Consider the following 14,851-nt stretch of genomic DNA (forward strand, 5'->3'; position numbering starts at 1 on the left):
TAACCGAAAGCCCCGCTTTGGATCAGGCGCCGGGGATCTGCCGGTAGAAGATATGCTGCCCGACCTTGGCCGTCTGGGGGTAGACCTTCGCCCAGTAGGGATTGACGTAGTCGGCATGGTAATGCGTCGCACGCTTGGTGAGGATGCGCGGCGCCCCCTGCATCAACCGACGCGCGACACCGGCCGCCCGATCCCAGGCATCGGGTTCCGTCACCGCTTCCGGTTCTCCATCACACGTGTAGCTGAACTGGCAGGCATGAAGCTTTCCCGTCCCCTGATTGACGACTTCGCAGACCGTGGTGGGATAATTCTCGGCGTCGACGCGGTTCAAAATGACCTCGGCTACGGCGACCTGTCCGTCGAGCGGCTCACCCCGTGCCTCGAAATAAACCGCTTCCGTAAGGCATTCGAATTCCGCATCATCGATCGGACCGGTGCGGACGGATCGTGCATCGTCGTTGCGAACCATGGCGCCTTGGTCGAGTTTGCGCTTTCTCGGCCCAAGCGGCAGCCCCTGATCGGCCAGAGGGCGCGCGGAGGCAAGGATCGGTCTGTTGGCGTCGCCGCCGGCACGCTGCGTGAAAAGGCTTGTGCGGGGGCCGGAAATTCCGGCAGCGAGCGACTGGGACCAAGCGGCGCCGGAAAGCGTGAGCATGACCGCCGCAAGACAAGCGGCGAGACGGAATATCGACATCGAAACCTCGTGGGACGTTCGTCCGCCCTCCGGTTAACCCGGAGACGTTGATGGAGCGTGAAGAGGGCGTGTTCTATATTGCGCGCCTCATGCAGACCCGCGCCGAGGATGGCAACCACACGCTTACCGAGTTGCGCGGCCGCATCCGTCGAATCTGAGGTAGTTTCGGCAGAAGCCTGCCAAGGAGTGCCGGTCAGGTCAGCGTCAATCCGCCGGTCCGGCCGGATCGCGTGCGCCGAGGATGGTTGCCTGCGCTGCCGCGAGCTTGGCCACCGGAACCCGGAAGGGTGAACAACTCACATAGTCGAACCCGGCAAGACGGCAGAAGGCGATCGATTCGGGGCTTCCCCCATGTTCGCCACACAGCGCAACCGTAAGGCCCTCGCGCGCCTTGCGCCCGCGCGACGCGCCAAGCAACAGAAGCTCCCCGACGCCGTCCACGTCGAGCGTGGTAAACGGGTCCTCGGGATAGACGCCTTCGTTGACATAGGCCGACATGAACCGCCCCGCATCGTCGCGCGACAGGCCGTAGGTCATTTGCGTAAGGTCGTTGGTGCCGAAGCTGAGGAAATCCGCCGTCTCGGCAATTTCGCCGGCGCGAAGAGCGGCGCGCGGGGTCTCGACCATCACGCCGACGCGGAACTCGAACGCCATTCCCGTCTCTTGGCGGACGGCGGCGGCCACGGCATCGATCCGCCGTCGGACCAACTCGACCTCGCGCCGGGCGGTAACGAGCGGGATCATGATTTCCGGAGCGATTTCCGCGCCCGTCCGAAGCGCCGCGACGGTCGCCTCGAAAATGGCGCGCGCCTGCATCTCGTAGATCTCGGGCACCGCAATCCCGAGGCGCACGCCGCGCATGCCCAGCATGGGATTATATTCCTGCATCGAGGCGATCCGGGATTTTACTTCGGAAACCGGCCGGTCAAGCGCCTCGGCCAAGGCATGGATCCCCTCGCTCTCTGCCGGCAGGAACTCGTGCAGAGGGGGGTCGAGGAGGCGGATACAGACCGGCAGGCCCGACATCAGCTTGAACAATTCCGTGAAATCCGCCCGCTGCATCGGCAGCAGGCGCTCCAGCGCCGCCGCCCGATCCTCGGAGCCTTCGGCAAAGATCATCTCCCGCATGACGGTCAGGCGGCTTGCGTCGAAAAACATGTGCTCCGTCCGGCACAAGCCGATCCCGTCGACGCCGAACGTCCGGGCGAGCGTGGCATCGGCCACCGTGTCGGCATTGGCCCGCACGCCGATGTCGCGCACCGCGTCGGACCAGCTCATCAGATCGGCGAAGGCGTCGTCGAGCATGGGCTCCTGCGTGGGGACGACCCCAGCCAGAACCTCGCCGGACGAGCCATCGATCGTGATCTCGTCGCCTTCCTTGAGCACCGTTCCGTCGGCCAATGTCAGGCGACGCTTGGCGGCATCGATCCGAAGACCCGTCGCGCCCGTCACGCAAGGCAGGCCGAGCCCGCGCGCGATGACGGCGGCATGGCTGGTGGAACCGCCCCGCTCCGTCAGGACACCGTCAGCCGCATGCATCCCGCGCACATCGTCGGGTGCGGTCTCGCGGCGGACGAGGATGCAGGGTTCGTCCCGCGATAGGGCGGCCTGCGCGGCGGCGCTGTCGAAGACGATGCGCCCGGCAGCAGCACCGGGCGAGGCGGCGACGCCACGGGAGAGGACTTGGCGCTCCGATCCGGGGTCGAGCTGTCGGTGCAACAGGCGGCCCAGCGTCCCTGGCGCAATACGGAGCAGCGCATCGGAGCGCCGGATGATCCCGTCCCGTGCGAGCGCCGTGGCGATTGCGACAGAGGCGCGGGGCTCGCGCGGGCAGCGTACGGCGTCGAGCACGAAGAGACGGCCTTGGTCGATCGTGAACTCGATCGACATTTCCTCCCGCAGGCGCCGACGGCAGAGCGCGCCGGCCTCCAGAAGCTCCGCATAAATCTCCGGCAGCCGATCCTCGAGGGAGGGGCCGCGGGCGTCGTGCCGCAGGTATAGCGCGGTGGCGCGGTCGCCCACCATGTCGCGGCCTCTGGCCTGACCGGTGTAACGGCCGGTAACCTGCGGCTCTCCGGTCAGCGGGCTGACGAACTGGACGACACCGACGCCGGACTGGCCCGGCCCCATCCCGTGCGCCATCCGCTGCACCACAAGGCCAAGCCCGGCATCCGCCGGCGCGCCTTGCGCCTGCCGCAACAGGCGGGCCGATGTGCCCTCCCAAGCGCGGGCCATCGATCGCAGAACGCCGCCAAGTTGTTCCGTCAGGGATTGCGGGAAGGGCGCGTCGCACTCCGCTTCGTATATCTCCAGCGATTCGGCGGGACCGGCGGCGCCGACGAACGGTTCCTCATCAAGGCGCATGACCTCGGTGGCATAGGCGCAAATGAACCGGCTGTAGGCTTCATCGGCTGCGCACTGCCCCAACGTGTTCGACAGCCGGTCATGCGCATCGCTGTTCATGCCGATGTTGAGAACGGCGCCGGGCCCGCCCCAATCGGATGTCTGCGACGACGAGCGAACCGACAGCAGTCGCGGTGTGCCATCGAAAAGCCCGATCAGCGTGTCGAGATCGGGCATCGTGCCTTCGGCGATCTTGCGCACCGTGGCAAAGGGAATGGCGACCGTCTGCGGCACGGGCAGGTCCATCCGCACGAGCCGCTGCAGGCATTTCGCACGATTTCCGTGCTGATCGACCGAGATATCAGCCGTCGGGGTGACTTCCACGAAACCGGGTGTGTCGAGCATGATGATGTCCTCGCACGTGCGGCATGCCATTGCTGCGGCGCAGCAACAAGCACGCCGTCACGTTACGTAGCGCGCGAGCATGGGTAAACCATTAATGACGAAACGCGTATTCGGGCATCATAAAGCGCGATATTCTCCGCCTCGACCTGTCCCCTATGCACTGATCTGCGACAAATCTCCCAGCTTCTCGCATGTGCGCACGATCTCCGAGAGCATGTTGAGCCGATTGCGCCGCAGAATCGCGTTTTCCGCATTGACCTGAACGGCCTCGAAAAACGCGTCGATGGGCGTGCGCAGACCCGCCAGCGCGGACATCGCGGCGGGATATTCCTCGCTCGCCAGCGCCGCGTCGATCCGGGGACGGGCGGTTTCGATGGCATCGAACAGCGCACGCTCCTCGTCGGTTTCGGCCAGCTTGCGCTCGGCACCGTAGCTGTATTCCACCCCATCCGCTTCCTCGGCCTGCGTCAGGATGTTCTTCGCACGCCGATACCCCTGGATCAGGTTCTCGCCATCGCCGGTCTTCACCACGTCGTTCAGAGCCCGCGCCCGGGCGACGAGGTCGGTCAGGTCGTCGGTCCGGTCCCCGGTCAGGCAGGCATCGATTACGTCGTGCCGGATACCTTCGTCGCGAAGGTGAACCTTCAGGCGGTCGTGGATGAAGGAAAGGAGATCTTCATGGCTCTGCTTGAAGCCGCTTTTGTTCAAAAAGCCTGTCAGCATGACACCGGCAGGTTCCATCAGCTTCATGAGCGACGCTTTGATCTTGTTATCCAGAACCACCCGAATGACCCCCAGCGCCGCCCGCCGCAGCGCATAAGGATCTTTGCTCCCCGTCGGCTTCTCGTCGATCGCCCAGAAGCCCACCAGCGTATCGAGCTTGTCCGCCATCGCTACCGCCACGCTGACCGGCGCGGTCGGGACTTCGTCGGACGGACCCAGCGGCGCGTAATGCGCGGACGCCGCCGCCGCGACCTCTGCCGGCTCACCCGCCGCCTCGGCGTAGTAGCGGCCCATCACGCCCTGCAGCTCGGGAAACTCATAGACCATCTCGGAGGCCAGATCGGCCTTCGCCAGACGCGCCGCGCGTTCCGCCAGATCCGGGTCCGCGCCGACTGCGGGGGCAATGTCCCGCGCCAGTGCCGCGATCCGCTCGATCCGGTCCCGCTGTGAGCCCAACTTCGCGTGGAAGGTGACGTTCGACAGCGCGTCGAGCCAGTGGTCCATCCCCGCCTTGGCCACGCGCAGATCGTTCTCCCAGAAGAACTTCGCGTCGGCCAGACGGGCCGACAGGACGCGCCCGTTTCCGGCGAGGATCGTGGCGCCGTGATCGGCGGTCTCGCGATTGGCGACGGTCACGAAATGGGTGATGCGGCCGGATTTATCACGCGCGGAAAAGAACTTCTGATGTTCCCGCATCGACGTCTGCAGTACCTCGGGCGGCAGGTCGAGATACTCCTCCGCGATCCGCCCCATCAGCACGACCGGCCATTCCACAAGCCCCGCCACCTCGGCAAGAAGCCCCTCATCCGGCACGATCTCGAGGCCCGCTGCAAATCCCTGATTGGCCGCGTCCTGCCGGATCGCCTCGGCACGCTCCTCGGACGCCAGAATAACTTTTGCGCGTTTCAGCTTCGCCTCGTAATCGTCGAAGGACGTCACGCGGATCCGGCCGGGCGACATGAATCGGTGGCCTTCGGTGGTGTCGCAGGCCGCGATACCATCGACCGTCAGCGGCACGATCTCGGCCCCATCCTCACGCACGAGGATGCACAGGATGCTGCGCAGCGGACGGACCCAGCGCAGAGACCCATCCCCCCAGCGCATCGATTTGGGCCAAGGGAATTCGCGGATCGTCCGCTCCAGAACCTCGGCCACGATCTGCGGCGCCGGACGGCCCGGATGGGTGATCCGCGCCAACAGGAACGTCCCCTTCTTCTCCTCGACCTGCCCTAGCTGTTCCAGCGTCAGCCCCGTCGAGCGCAGGAAGCCTTCGACCGCTTTCTGCGGAGCATCGACGCGCGGGCCACGGCGCTCCTCCGTGGTGGTCGGGCTTTCGTCGGTCAGCCCCTCCAGCGCCAAAGTCAGGCGGCGCGGCGTGCAGTGGGCGATGGCGCCGGAATAGGTCAGCCCGGCCTCGACCAGGCCGTCGGTGACGAGCCGCTTCAGATCGTCGGCCGCACGCCGCTGCATACGCGCGGGGATTTCCTCGGAGAAGAGTTCGATCAGCAGGTCGGACATTCAGATTTGTCCCTCGATCAGGGGTTCATAGGTGTCGCGGTCGGGACAGGTGTCACCCACGGGCGTGCCGTCATAGGCGCGCGCGCCACAATCGTTGAGCTGGTGCCACGCCCAGCCGCGCCCGTCGGCGGTCAGCGCCACGATTCGGTCGACGCCGTAGCCGGCATTCGGATAGGCGGTCAACGCACGCGCCTCACCCGAAGCGAGCAGCTCGCCGATACGATCCGCGTCGAAGCAGCCGAACCAGCCCGGCGCGATGGTCGGGGCGGCATCGAGCCGCGTCTCGACCGGAATTTCGGTGCCCAGCGCCGCGACGTCCAGTTCGTGCCGGAAACAGGCGCGAAACCCGAGCGGCGAGGAACTGGACGCGATCGCCTCGACCTCGCGGGCGGGCAGGGTGGTCAGCGATCCGTCCGGCGCGGCCAGCGTCAGGGTCACAGGCCCGTCGACCGGCGCGTAATAGCCGCGCGTTTGTGCATACCACAGGCCGCCGCCCATCAGGATCGCGGTGACGAGGATCAGGATCACGGCGATCCGGCCGCCCCTGTTGCGCCCCTTCGTCACGCGGCCCCCTCCGACCAGCCGCCGGGCGGCGTGCGCACGAACGCATCGGCGCAGGCCTTCGCGAGCGTCCGAACCCGGCCGATATAGGCTTGCCGCTCGGTGACGGAAATCACCCCGCGAGCGTCGAGAAGGTTGAAGATGTGGCTGGCCTTGATGCACTGATCGTAGGCCGGCTGGGCCATGACGATACGGCGGCCGGTCTTGGGGTCGATCTCGGGCTGTGACAGAATGGCGTGGCAATGCGCCTCCGCCTCCTGGAAATGGCGGCTCAGGACCTCCGTGTCGGCCACATCGAAGTTCCAGCGGGCATATTGCGCCTCCGCCTCCCGGAACACGTCGCCATAGGTCAGCGGGATCGGCGCATCAGGCGCGTTGAACGGCATCTCGTTGCCGTCGTCGCAACCAAGGACATACATCGCCAGCCGCTCCAGCCCATAGGTCAGCTCTCCCGAGACGGGATGACAATCGTGGCCGCCGACCTGCTGGAAATAGGTGAACTGGCTGACCTCCATCCCGTCGCACCAGACCTCCCAGCCCAGACCCCACGCGCCGAGCGTCGGGCTCTCCCAATCGTCCTCGACGAAGCGGATGTCGTGAAGGTCCATGTCGATGCCGATCGCCGCGAGCGAGCCGAGATACAGCTCCTGAAGGTCGGGCGGCGACGGTTTGATGATCACCTGATACTGGTAGTAATGCTGCCAACGGTTCGGGCTGTCGCCATAGCGGCCATCGGTGGGCCGGCGGGACGGCTGGACATAGGCGGCCGACCACGGAACGGGGCCCAGCGCGCGCAACGTCGTGGCCGGATGGAACGTGCCGGCGCCGACCTCCATGTCGTACGGTTGCAGCATCGCGCAGCCTTGCGCGGCCCAATACGCCTGAAGCCGCAGGATGACCTCCTGAAAGCTGCGCGGCGCATCCGCACGCGGATTATCCTGTCTGTTCATCCGGGTCTCCCTCGCGCGGTCGGCACCGCGTCTATGCGGCAACAGATAGGCCGTCAACGCGCCCGCCGCGGCGGCTTTGCCCGATCGGGGCTCTTTCCTTGACCCGTGGTATGGGAAAGGAGGGCTCGGTCCTTCGAATCTTCCCGGGTTTCATCATGCGTCTGTCCCTGTTTCTGCCGGTATGCCTCCTGATGCTGATCGTCGCGCTGGCGGGGCCGGGGCGCGCGCAACAGAACGTCTACGTCCAGATCGAGGCGCATCCGGACCGCGCCACCGCAGAAGAGCGTGCGGAGCGCTATGACAACCGTGTGGATCCGGTCAACGGCTTCACCCTCGGCGCCGGGTGGTATGCCATCGCCCTCGGCCCCTACGAGGTGGAGCAGGCGCGGGCGGAGCTGCAACGGCTGACCGCCGAGGGCCTGATCCCGGGCGACAGCTACCTGACCGAAGGCGACACCTACCGCGAGCGGTTCTGGCCCACCGGCGCGCGATCGGAGGGAGAGACGGCCACCGACGATCCGGCCGCCCAGCCGGAGGAAACCCGGGAGGAGGCGCTGCGTTCGGAACGGTCGCTGACGCGTGCGGACCGGATGGACATCCAGCGCGCCCTGCAATGGTTCGGCCATTACGAAGGTGCCATCGACGGCGTCTTCGGCAGTGGAACCCGCGACGCCATGGCCGGGTGGCAGCGCCGGATCGGCGCGGCGCCGAGCGGTATCCTGACGACGCGGCAGCGTGCGAAGCTTCTGTCCGACCGGGCGGAGGCGCAGGCGGCGCTGGGCCTGCGGCCGATCACGGTGGGCGAGGCGGGGATCGCGCTGACGGCGCCGATGGGACTGGTCGCGTTCGACCGGATCGAGGCTCCGTTCGTCCACTACGCGCCGGCAGACGGCAGCGGTATCCGCCTGTCTTTGATCTCCCAGGCCGGGGATGCGCGGAAACTGGCGGGCCTCTACGAGGTGCTGCAGACGCTCGAAGCGATCCCACCCGAAGGCGACCGTGCGCGGGAGCGGGACACGTTCCGCATCACCGGCCTCGCCCCCGACCGCACGACGCAGGCCTTCGCCCGCCTGACGGATGGGCATATCGTCGGCTACATCCTCAGCTGGCCGGAGCGGCAGGACCCGCTCGCCTCCGCCGCTCTGGCAGAGATGGAGCGTACCTTGGCCTCGGTCGGTGCGCCGCTGCCGTCGGATGCCGGGCTCGATCCTGCCGAACAGAGCGTCGACATGGTTTCCGGGCTGGAGGTTCGCAAACCACAACGCTCCGGGTCGGGCTTCTACGCCGATGCCGCGGGTGCGGTGGTGACGGCGTCGGCGAATGTCGCCGGCTGCGGGCGGATCACCATCGACGGCCGTCACGATGCAAGCGTTACGGCCGAGGCGGACGGCATCGCAATCTTGCGGCCGGGCGCGGCGCTGGCTCCGTCGCAGGTCGCCGCGCTGGCCCCCGCCGTGCCGCGCCTGCGCAGCCGCCTCGCCGTCGGCGGCTTCCCCTACGGTGGCCTTCTGAGCGATGCGGCGTTGACCTTTGGGACGCTGGCGGATGTGCGCGGACTTCGCGACGAGGACGTGCTCCGTCTGCAGCTTTCCGCGCAGCCGGGCGATGTCGGCGGGCCCGTCCTCGACGATGCGGGGCGCGTGGTCGGAATGCTGCTGCCTGCGCAGAACGGGGATGACCGCATCCTGCCCGACGACGTCGCCTTTGCCGCCAAACCGGAGGATTTGCGCGCCGTTCTCGCGACCGCGGGCGTGGAGGAGACGGCTGCCGCAGGCGATGCCGCGCTCAGCCCTGAAGAGCTGGCGGCGCAGGCGGCGGCGATCACGGTTCTGATAGGCTGCTGGAACTAGCCGTCAGATCTGCCAGAACCGCCGGGTGAACAGGACATAGACCGCCATCAGCTCCAGCCGCCCGATCAGCATCGCCGCCGCCAGAAGCCACTTGGCCGTGGCGTTGAGCCCCGCGAAGTTGCCCGACGGCCCGATCCGGTCGCCGAGACCCGGCCCGATATTGGCGATCGCCGTCGCCGCGCCCGAGACGGCGGTGACGAGGTCCAGCCCGGTCATCGCCAGAAGCACCGAAAAGATACCCAGCGTCACCACGAACAGAACGAAGAACGCCATCACCGACGACATCACGTCGTCCGTCACGACCCGTCCCTGATAGCGGGGCCGGAACACACCGTGCGGCGAATGGATACGGCGTATCTGCGCCTTCATCGCCGTGAACAGAAGCTGGTACCGGAAGACCTTGACCGAACACGACGTCGAGCCTGAGCAGCCTCCGATCAGCCCGGTGAAAAAGAAGATGGCGACGATGAAGCCGCCCCAAGCCATGTAGTCGACGCTGGCATACCCCGTCCCGGTCAGGATCGACGCGATGTTGAACAGCGCTTCCCGAATTGCGGGTTCCGGCGCGAAATCGTCGACGATCATCAGCGTCACCGCCACCGTCGCCACCAGCGTCGCGGCGATGCCGAAGAAGGCCCGCACCTGGCTGTCGGTGAACAGCGGCCGGGCCTCGCCGTTGACCAGCCGGATGTAGAGCACGAAGGGCAGGGCGGCGAGGCACATGAAGCACGTCGCGATATATTCGATCACCCCCTGATAGACCCCGAAGCTCGCGTCGTAATTCGCGAAACCGCCGGTGGACATCGTGGTCATCGCGTGAACGGTCGCGTCGAATGCTTCCATTCCGGCCGCGCTGTAGGCCAATCCGCAGGCGAAGGTCAGGCCGACATAGATGATCGAGATCTTCGACGCGATCTCCGCCGCCCGGGGCAGGACCTTGCCACCCACGTCGAACGCCTCGGACCGGAACATCTGCATGCCGCCCACGCGCAGTTCGGGCAGGAAGACCATCGCCATGACGATGACCCCGATCCCGCCGAACCATTGCAGCATCCCGCGCCACAGCAGGATCCCCTCGGGCAGGAAATCAAGCCCCGAGATGACGGTGGAGCCGGTCGTCGTCAGACCCGACATCGCCTCGAAGAAGGCGTCGGTATAGCTCAACTGCGTGGTGCCGAGCACGAAGGGCAGGGCCCCGAAAATCGGCAAGGCCAGCCAGACGCTGGTGGTCAGAAGGAACGTCTGCTGCAGGCTCAGCCGGTCGCGCACCCCGTTGGAGCAGGCGAGCGCGAGGCACATGCCGACCAGCCCCGTCAGCAGCCCGGTCTCGAGGAAAGTCGGCCATTCGCCGTTCCCCGCGATGATATCCGCCGCCAGCGGCAGGGCCATGGCCACGCCGAGCACGATCAGCAACAGGCCGATCACGTATCCGACGGGGCGCACGTCCAGCATCGCGCCGGTTTCGGCCGTGGCGCAGGCGGCGTCAAGCACCTGCGCGCCTCAGGCCCCGCGGCGCTCCGACTGCGACACCAGAAGGCCGCAGGCGATCAGCGCGAGCGCCGCATAGAAGCGTCCCGGCAGCGCCTCGCCCAGAACCAGCGCGCCGAAGGCCATGGACCAGACCGGCACCTGATAATTCACCAGCGTCATGAAGGACGGCCCGGCCGAGCGGATCACCTGCACCCGCAGGAGCGCCGCGAAGGCCGTCGGAAGAAGGCCGAGAAACACGATCGCGCCCATCACCCCCGGCGCAGCCGCTCCCGGCACCCCCTCGAATGCCAGCATGGCGGGCACGAGCACGACGGAGCCCACCCCGAGCGTCGCCGCCGACAGCCACATCCCGTCGATGGGCGGGCAGAGCCGCGTCAGGATCGAGCCGAGGGCGTAGCACACCGTCGCCCCGAGACAGGCAAGCCGCCCGAGCGCCACGAGGTCGCCCGAGCCGGCCGCTCCGATCCCCGGCCCGATCAGGACCATCGCCCCCGCAAGGCCCAGCGCGAACCCGCCGGCCCGCCGCCAGGTCAGCCGGTCGCCCGGCACGAACACATGCGCCAGCGGCAGCACGAAGAGCGGCAGCACCGCCATGCTGAGCCCGGCAAAGGCCGAGGGCACATATTGCTGTCCCCACGACAACAGCAGAAACGGCATGGCCGTCGTCAGGAGCCCGATCACGAGGACATAGCCGGCCAGCGCCGCGCTCATCGCCGGGAGCGGCCGCCGCATCGCCGCGACCAGCACCAGAAGCGCCACCGCCCCCAGCGCCGTCCGCGCCGCCGCCACCGTCACCGGCCCGTAGCCGCGCAGCGCGATCGCCACCACCATGAACGTTCCGCCCCAGATCAGGCCGAGCGCGACGATCGAGGCGTAGTTTCCCGAGGTGGGACGGGAAACGGGGGGCTGGAAGGTCGTGGCCATACGGGCGCAGCTAGCGTGCGGCCACGGGAACGGAAAGGGCGCGGCCATTCGCGGCCGCGCCCCCGTGTCGCAGATACCGGACCGGGTCCGGAGACGGTGTCGCCGACTGGCTCAGTTCCGCGCCTTGTCGACCATCTTGCCCTCGGAGATCCACGGCATCATGTCGCGCAGCTTCTCGCCCGTCTCCTCGATCTGGTGCGCATCGTTGATCCGGCGGGTCCCCTTGAAGAAGGGCTGGCCCACGGCGTTCTCGGTCATGAAGTCCCGCACGAACTTGCCGGTCTGGATGTCCGTCAGGATCGCCTTCATCCGCGCCTTGGTCTCGTCATAGGGCAGGACGCGCGGGCCGCTGACATATTCGCCGTATTCGGCGGTGTTCGAAATCGAGTAGTTCATGTTGGCGATACCGCCCTCGTAGATCAGGTCCACGATGAGCTTCACCTCGTGCAGGCACTCGAAATACGCCATCTCGGGGGCATAGCCCGCCTCGACCAGCGTCTCGAATCCCATCCGGATCAACTCGACCAGACCGCCGCACAGGACCGCCTGCTCGCCGAACAGGTCGGTCTCGCATTCCTCGCGGAAATTGGTCTCGATGATGCCCGAGCGCCCGCCACCGATGGCCGAGCAGTAGGACAGTCCGATCTCCAGCGCACGGCCCGAGGCATCGTTGTCGACGGCCACGAGGCAGGGCACGCCGCCGCCTTTCCGATACTCGCCGCGCACGGTATGGCCGGGGCCCTTGGGCGCCATCATGATGACGTCGACGCCGGGCTTCGGCTCGATCAGACCGAAATGCACGTTCAGGCCGTGGGCGAAGGCGATGGCGGCACCGTCCTTCAGGTGGGCGTGAATGTGGTCGCGGTAGGTCTTGGCCTGCAATTCGTCGGGCATGGTGAACATGATGAGGTCGCACCAGGCTGCGGCCTCCTCGATCCCCATGACCTGCAATCCCTCGGCTTCGGCCTTGGCGCGGCTGGGCGACCCCTCGCGCAGGGCGACGGCAACGTTCTTGGCCCCCGAGTCCCGCAGGTTCAGCGCATGGGCGTGGCCCTGACTGCCATAGCCCAGGATCGCGACCTTCATGTCCTTGATCAGGTTCACGTCGCAGTCACGGTCGTAATAGACGCGCATGGGATGTTCCTCTCGTTCCCTCATTCGTTCTGCGAAGTGCATACGGGTCACAAAACGGGAATACGAGAAGCGATCGCGCTCGAACTCCTCGCTGGTGCGGCATAGACATTCGCCAATCTGGCCAAAGGTGAAAAAATCATGCTCTACGACACCGACCGCCGGATCCTGCGCCGCTGGCAGGGCGATCCCGACCTCGCGCCTTCCGATCTCGCCGCCGCGCTCGATCTTCCCGCCGCGACCGTCACCCGCCGGATCGAGCGTCTGCGCGAGGCTGGCATCCTGCGCGGCGTCCACGCGGTGATCGACTGGGCCGCGCTGGGCTATGCGGTGCAGGTCTCCTTGCGCATCCAGCTCGACAAATCCGCGCCGCGCGCCTTCGACGCCTTCGCGGCCGCCGCGCGCGAGATCCCGGAAGTGACCGAGATCCAGACCTTCCTCGGCCGCGTCGACCTCCGCCTCGACGTGATCGCGCGCGACATGGCGCATTGGCAGGCGCTCTACCGCGACCGGATCCTGACCTTGCCGCATATCGCCGAGATCGAGGCGCTGATGCACGTCGCCACGGTCAAGACCGACGCGACGTTGCCAATATGAGGAGCGCAGGATGAGCGTTGCCTTCGACGACACCGACCGCGCCATCCTGCGGGTGGTCCAGACCAACGCCACCCTGTCGGCCGGTGCCGTCGGACGCGCCGTGGGCCTCAGTCAGCCCGCGACCTGGCGCCGCCTGCGCCGGTTGCGGGAGGCGGGCGTCCTGCGCGGGCGCGAACTGGTGTTCGACCTGGAGAAACTGGGCTTCGGCGTTACCGTCTTTCTCGGCGTCAAGCTCGCCACGAAGGGCCGCGTCAGCCTCGACGATTTCGAGCGCGCCGTCTCCGCCATCCCGGAGGTGCGCCGCGTGGAGCATGTGCTGGGCCGCTACGATTACCGCCTGCGCGTGACCGCGCGCGATCTCGCCGATTTCGAACGTGTGCTGCGTCGGCGGATCATGGCCCTGCCGGGCGTGGGCGAGATCGAGTCGAACGTCCTGCTCAGCGAGGAGCGTCGTCCGGGCCCGCTTTGACCGGCGCGGCGCCGAGGCCCAGCCGCATCGCCGCACGTCGCAGCGGCGGAATGTCGTGCAACGCCGCGATGCCCGCCGCCCGCAGCGCCTGAATCGGGACGATCCCGGCAATCGACGTCCGGTTGAGCAGGTCAATCCCCGCCACCCGCATCGTCACGTCGCCACGCCGGGCCCGCGCATAACCATCCAGCATCTCGTCGCTGCCCAACGGATACCGCGCCGCCAGATCGCGCAACGCCGCGACATCCTTGAGCGACGTGTTCAGGCCCTGCGCCCCGATCGGCGGCATCCCATGCGCCGCCTCTCCGATCAATGCGAGCCTGCGCGCCGTGAAGCGCTCCGCCAGAACCGACGTGATGGGCCAGGCCCCGCGCGGCGACACCACGTCCAATGGCCCCATCACGCCCGCGGATCTCTCGTTGGCCTCCTCCGCAAAGGCCGCATCGTCGAGCGCCATGCGCCGCGTCTGCTCCGCAGCCGTATCCATCCACACCACCGAGGATCGATGCTGTCCGTCCCGGTCGGGCAGGGGGACCAGCGTGAACGGCCCGCCCGTGCGGTGGATTTCGGTCGAGACATCGTCGTGCGGCATCTCATGCGCCACCGCGAACACGATCGCCGTCTGCCCGTAATCCGCCCGATGCACCCCGATCCCGGCCATTTCGCGCAGGGGGCTGTTCCGCCCGTCGCAGGCCACGACAAGCTTCGCCGCGAGCCGCTCGCCATCGTCCAGCGTCACCCGCGCGCCTGAGTCGCGCACGAACAGGCTGGCGACCGACGCGCCGAACTTCGTCTCGACCTCGGGCAAGGCCGCGACCCGCTCCAGCAGTGCGCGGCGCAACGCCCAGTTCGCGACGTTCCACCCGAACGGTGCGTCCGAGACGTCGCGCGCCTTGAAATCCCGCGTCAGGTGGCTTGTCCCGGAGGCTTCCACCATCCGCATCGTCCACAAGGCCGTCGCATCCGCCTCGATCGCCCCCCACGCCTCCGCCTGGACCAGAAGGTCCCGCGCCGGTTGCAGCAGGGCCGTCGTCCGGAGATCCGCCCCCGGCGCGTTCTCGCCCGTCACCGGCGTCACCGGATCCACGAGGATGACGCGGTGCCCGGCCGAACCAAAAGCGCAGGCGGCGGCGAGCCCCGCGGGGCCCGCGCCCGCGATCACGATGTCGGTCTTTATGGCGTCGGTCATGCCCCA

The 14,851-nt window shown here is 67.4% G+C and carries 12 protein-coding genes; 3 read left to right on the forward strand and 9 right to left on the reverse strand.

The features are described 5' to 3' along the window. Positions 1–22: 22 nt before the first annotated feature. From JSE7799_RS19175 to JSE7799_RS19195, 5 genes are all read right to left on the reverse strand, one after another. Complete coding sequence (locus tag JSE7799_RS19175) at positions 23–694, reverse strand: cell wall hydrolase (protein ID WP_055665043.1); 672 nt, start codon at positions 692–694, stop codon at positions 23–25. 204 nt (positions 695–898) lie between these two features. Continuing rightward, on the reverse strand, positions 899–3,442 hold the full coding sequence (locus JSE7799_RS19180) for a putative PEP-binding protein (RefSeq protein WP_055665044.1): 2,544 nt from the start codon (positions 3,440–3,442) through the stop codon (positions 899–901). 153 nt (positions 3,443–3,595) lie between these two features. Next, positions 3,596–5,683 carry a glycine--tRNA ligase subunit beta gene (gene glyS / locus JSE7799_RS19185; protein WP_055665045.1) on the reverse strand — a complete coding sequence of 696 codons (2,088 nt, stop codon included), beginning with the start codon at positions 5,681–5,683 and terminating at the stop codon, positions 3,596–3,598. Then, on the reverse strand, positions 5,684–6,247 hold the full coding sequence (locus tag JSE7799_RS19190; RefSeq protein WP_055665046.1) for a DUF6446 family protein: 564 nt from the start codon (positions 6,245–6,247) through the stop codon (positions 5,684–5,686). Next, positions 6,244–7,194, reverse strand: coding sequence for a glycine--tRNA ligase subunit alpha (locus tag JSE7799_RS19195; RefSeq protein ID WP_055665047.1), 951 nt, complete (start codon positions 7,192–7,194; stop codon positions 6,244–6,246). Before JSE7799_RS19195 ends, JSE7799_RS19190 begins: the two co-directional genes overlap by 4 nt. A gap of 155 nt (positions 7,195–7,349) precedes the next feature. On the opposite strand from JSE7799_RS19195, the gene JSE7799_RS19200 reads away from it, so the two are divergent. Beyond that, positions 7,350–9,044 carry a serine protease gene (locus JSE7799_RS19200; protein ID WP_245624941.1) on the forward strand — a complete coding sequence of 565 codons (1,695 nt, stop codon included), beginning with the start codon at positions 7,350–7,352 and terminating at the stop codon, positions 9,042–9,044. A 3-nt stretch (positions 9,045–9,047) separates the two neighbouring features. On the opposite strand, the gene JSE7799_RS19205 is transcribed toward JSE7799_RS19200, so the two are convergent. The 3 genes from JSE7799_RS19205 to ilvC form a co-directional block, all read right to left on the reverse strand. Then, a complete protein-coding gene (locus tag JSE7799_RS19205) occupies positions 9,048–10,496 on the reverse strand; it encodes a TrkH family potassium uptake protein (RefSeq protein WP_055665079.1) in 1,449 nt (482 codons plus the stop codon). Positions 10,497–10,544: 48 nt separating this feature from the next. Beyond that, the gene (locus JSE7799_RS19210; protein WP_055665049.1) at positions 10,545–11,459 is read right to left on the reverse strand and encodes a DMT family transporter; all 915 of its coding nucleotides are present in this window, start codon (positions 11,457–11,459) and stop codon (positions 10,545–10,547) included. Between the two features lie 111 nt (positions 11,460–11,570). Further along, complete coding sequence (gene ilvC / locus JSE7799_RS19215; RefSeq protein ID WP_055665050.1) at positions 11,571–12,593, reverse strand: ketol-acid reductoisomerase; 1,023 nt, start codon at positions 12,591–12,593, stop codon at positions 11,571–11,573. A gap of 138 nt (positions 12,594–12,731) precedes the next feature. Here ilvC and JSE7799_RS19220 point away from each other — a divergent pair, with 138 nt between their 5' ends. Then, on the forward strand, positions 12,732–13,187 hold the full coding sequence (locus JSE7799_RS19220; protein ID WP_055665051.1) for an Lrp/AsnC family transcriptional regulator: 456 nt from the start codon (positions 12,732–12,734) through the stop codon (positions 13,185–13,187). Positions 13,188–13,197: 10 nt separating this feature from the next. After that, on the forward strand, positions 13,198–13,656 hold the full coding sequence (locus JSE7799_RS19225; RefSeq protein WP_055665052.1) for an Lrp/AsnC family transcriptional regulator: 459 nt from the start codon (positions 13,198–13,200) through the stop codon (positions 13,654–13,656). Here the strand turns inward: JSE7799_RS19225 and JSE7799_RS19230 are convergent. Continuing rightward, entirely contained in the window at positions 13,625–14,845 is a 1,221-nt protein-coding gene (locus JSE7799_RS19230) for an FAD-dependent monooxygenase (protein ID WP_055665053.1), read from the reverse strand. The two genes, JSE7799_RS19225 and JSE7799_RS19230, sit on opposite strands and share 32 nt — an antisense overlap. Positions 14,846–14,851: the final 6 nt, after the last annotated feature.

The sequence above is a fragment of the Jannaschia seosinensis genome, assembly GCF_001408515.1.
GTDB lineage: Bacteria > Pseudomonadota > Alphaproteobacteria > Rhodobacterales > Rhodobacteraceae > Jannaschia > Jannaschia seosinensis.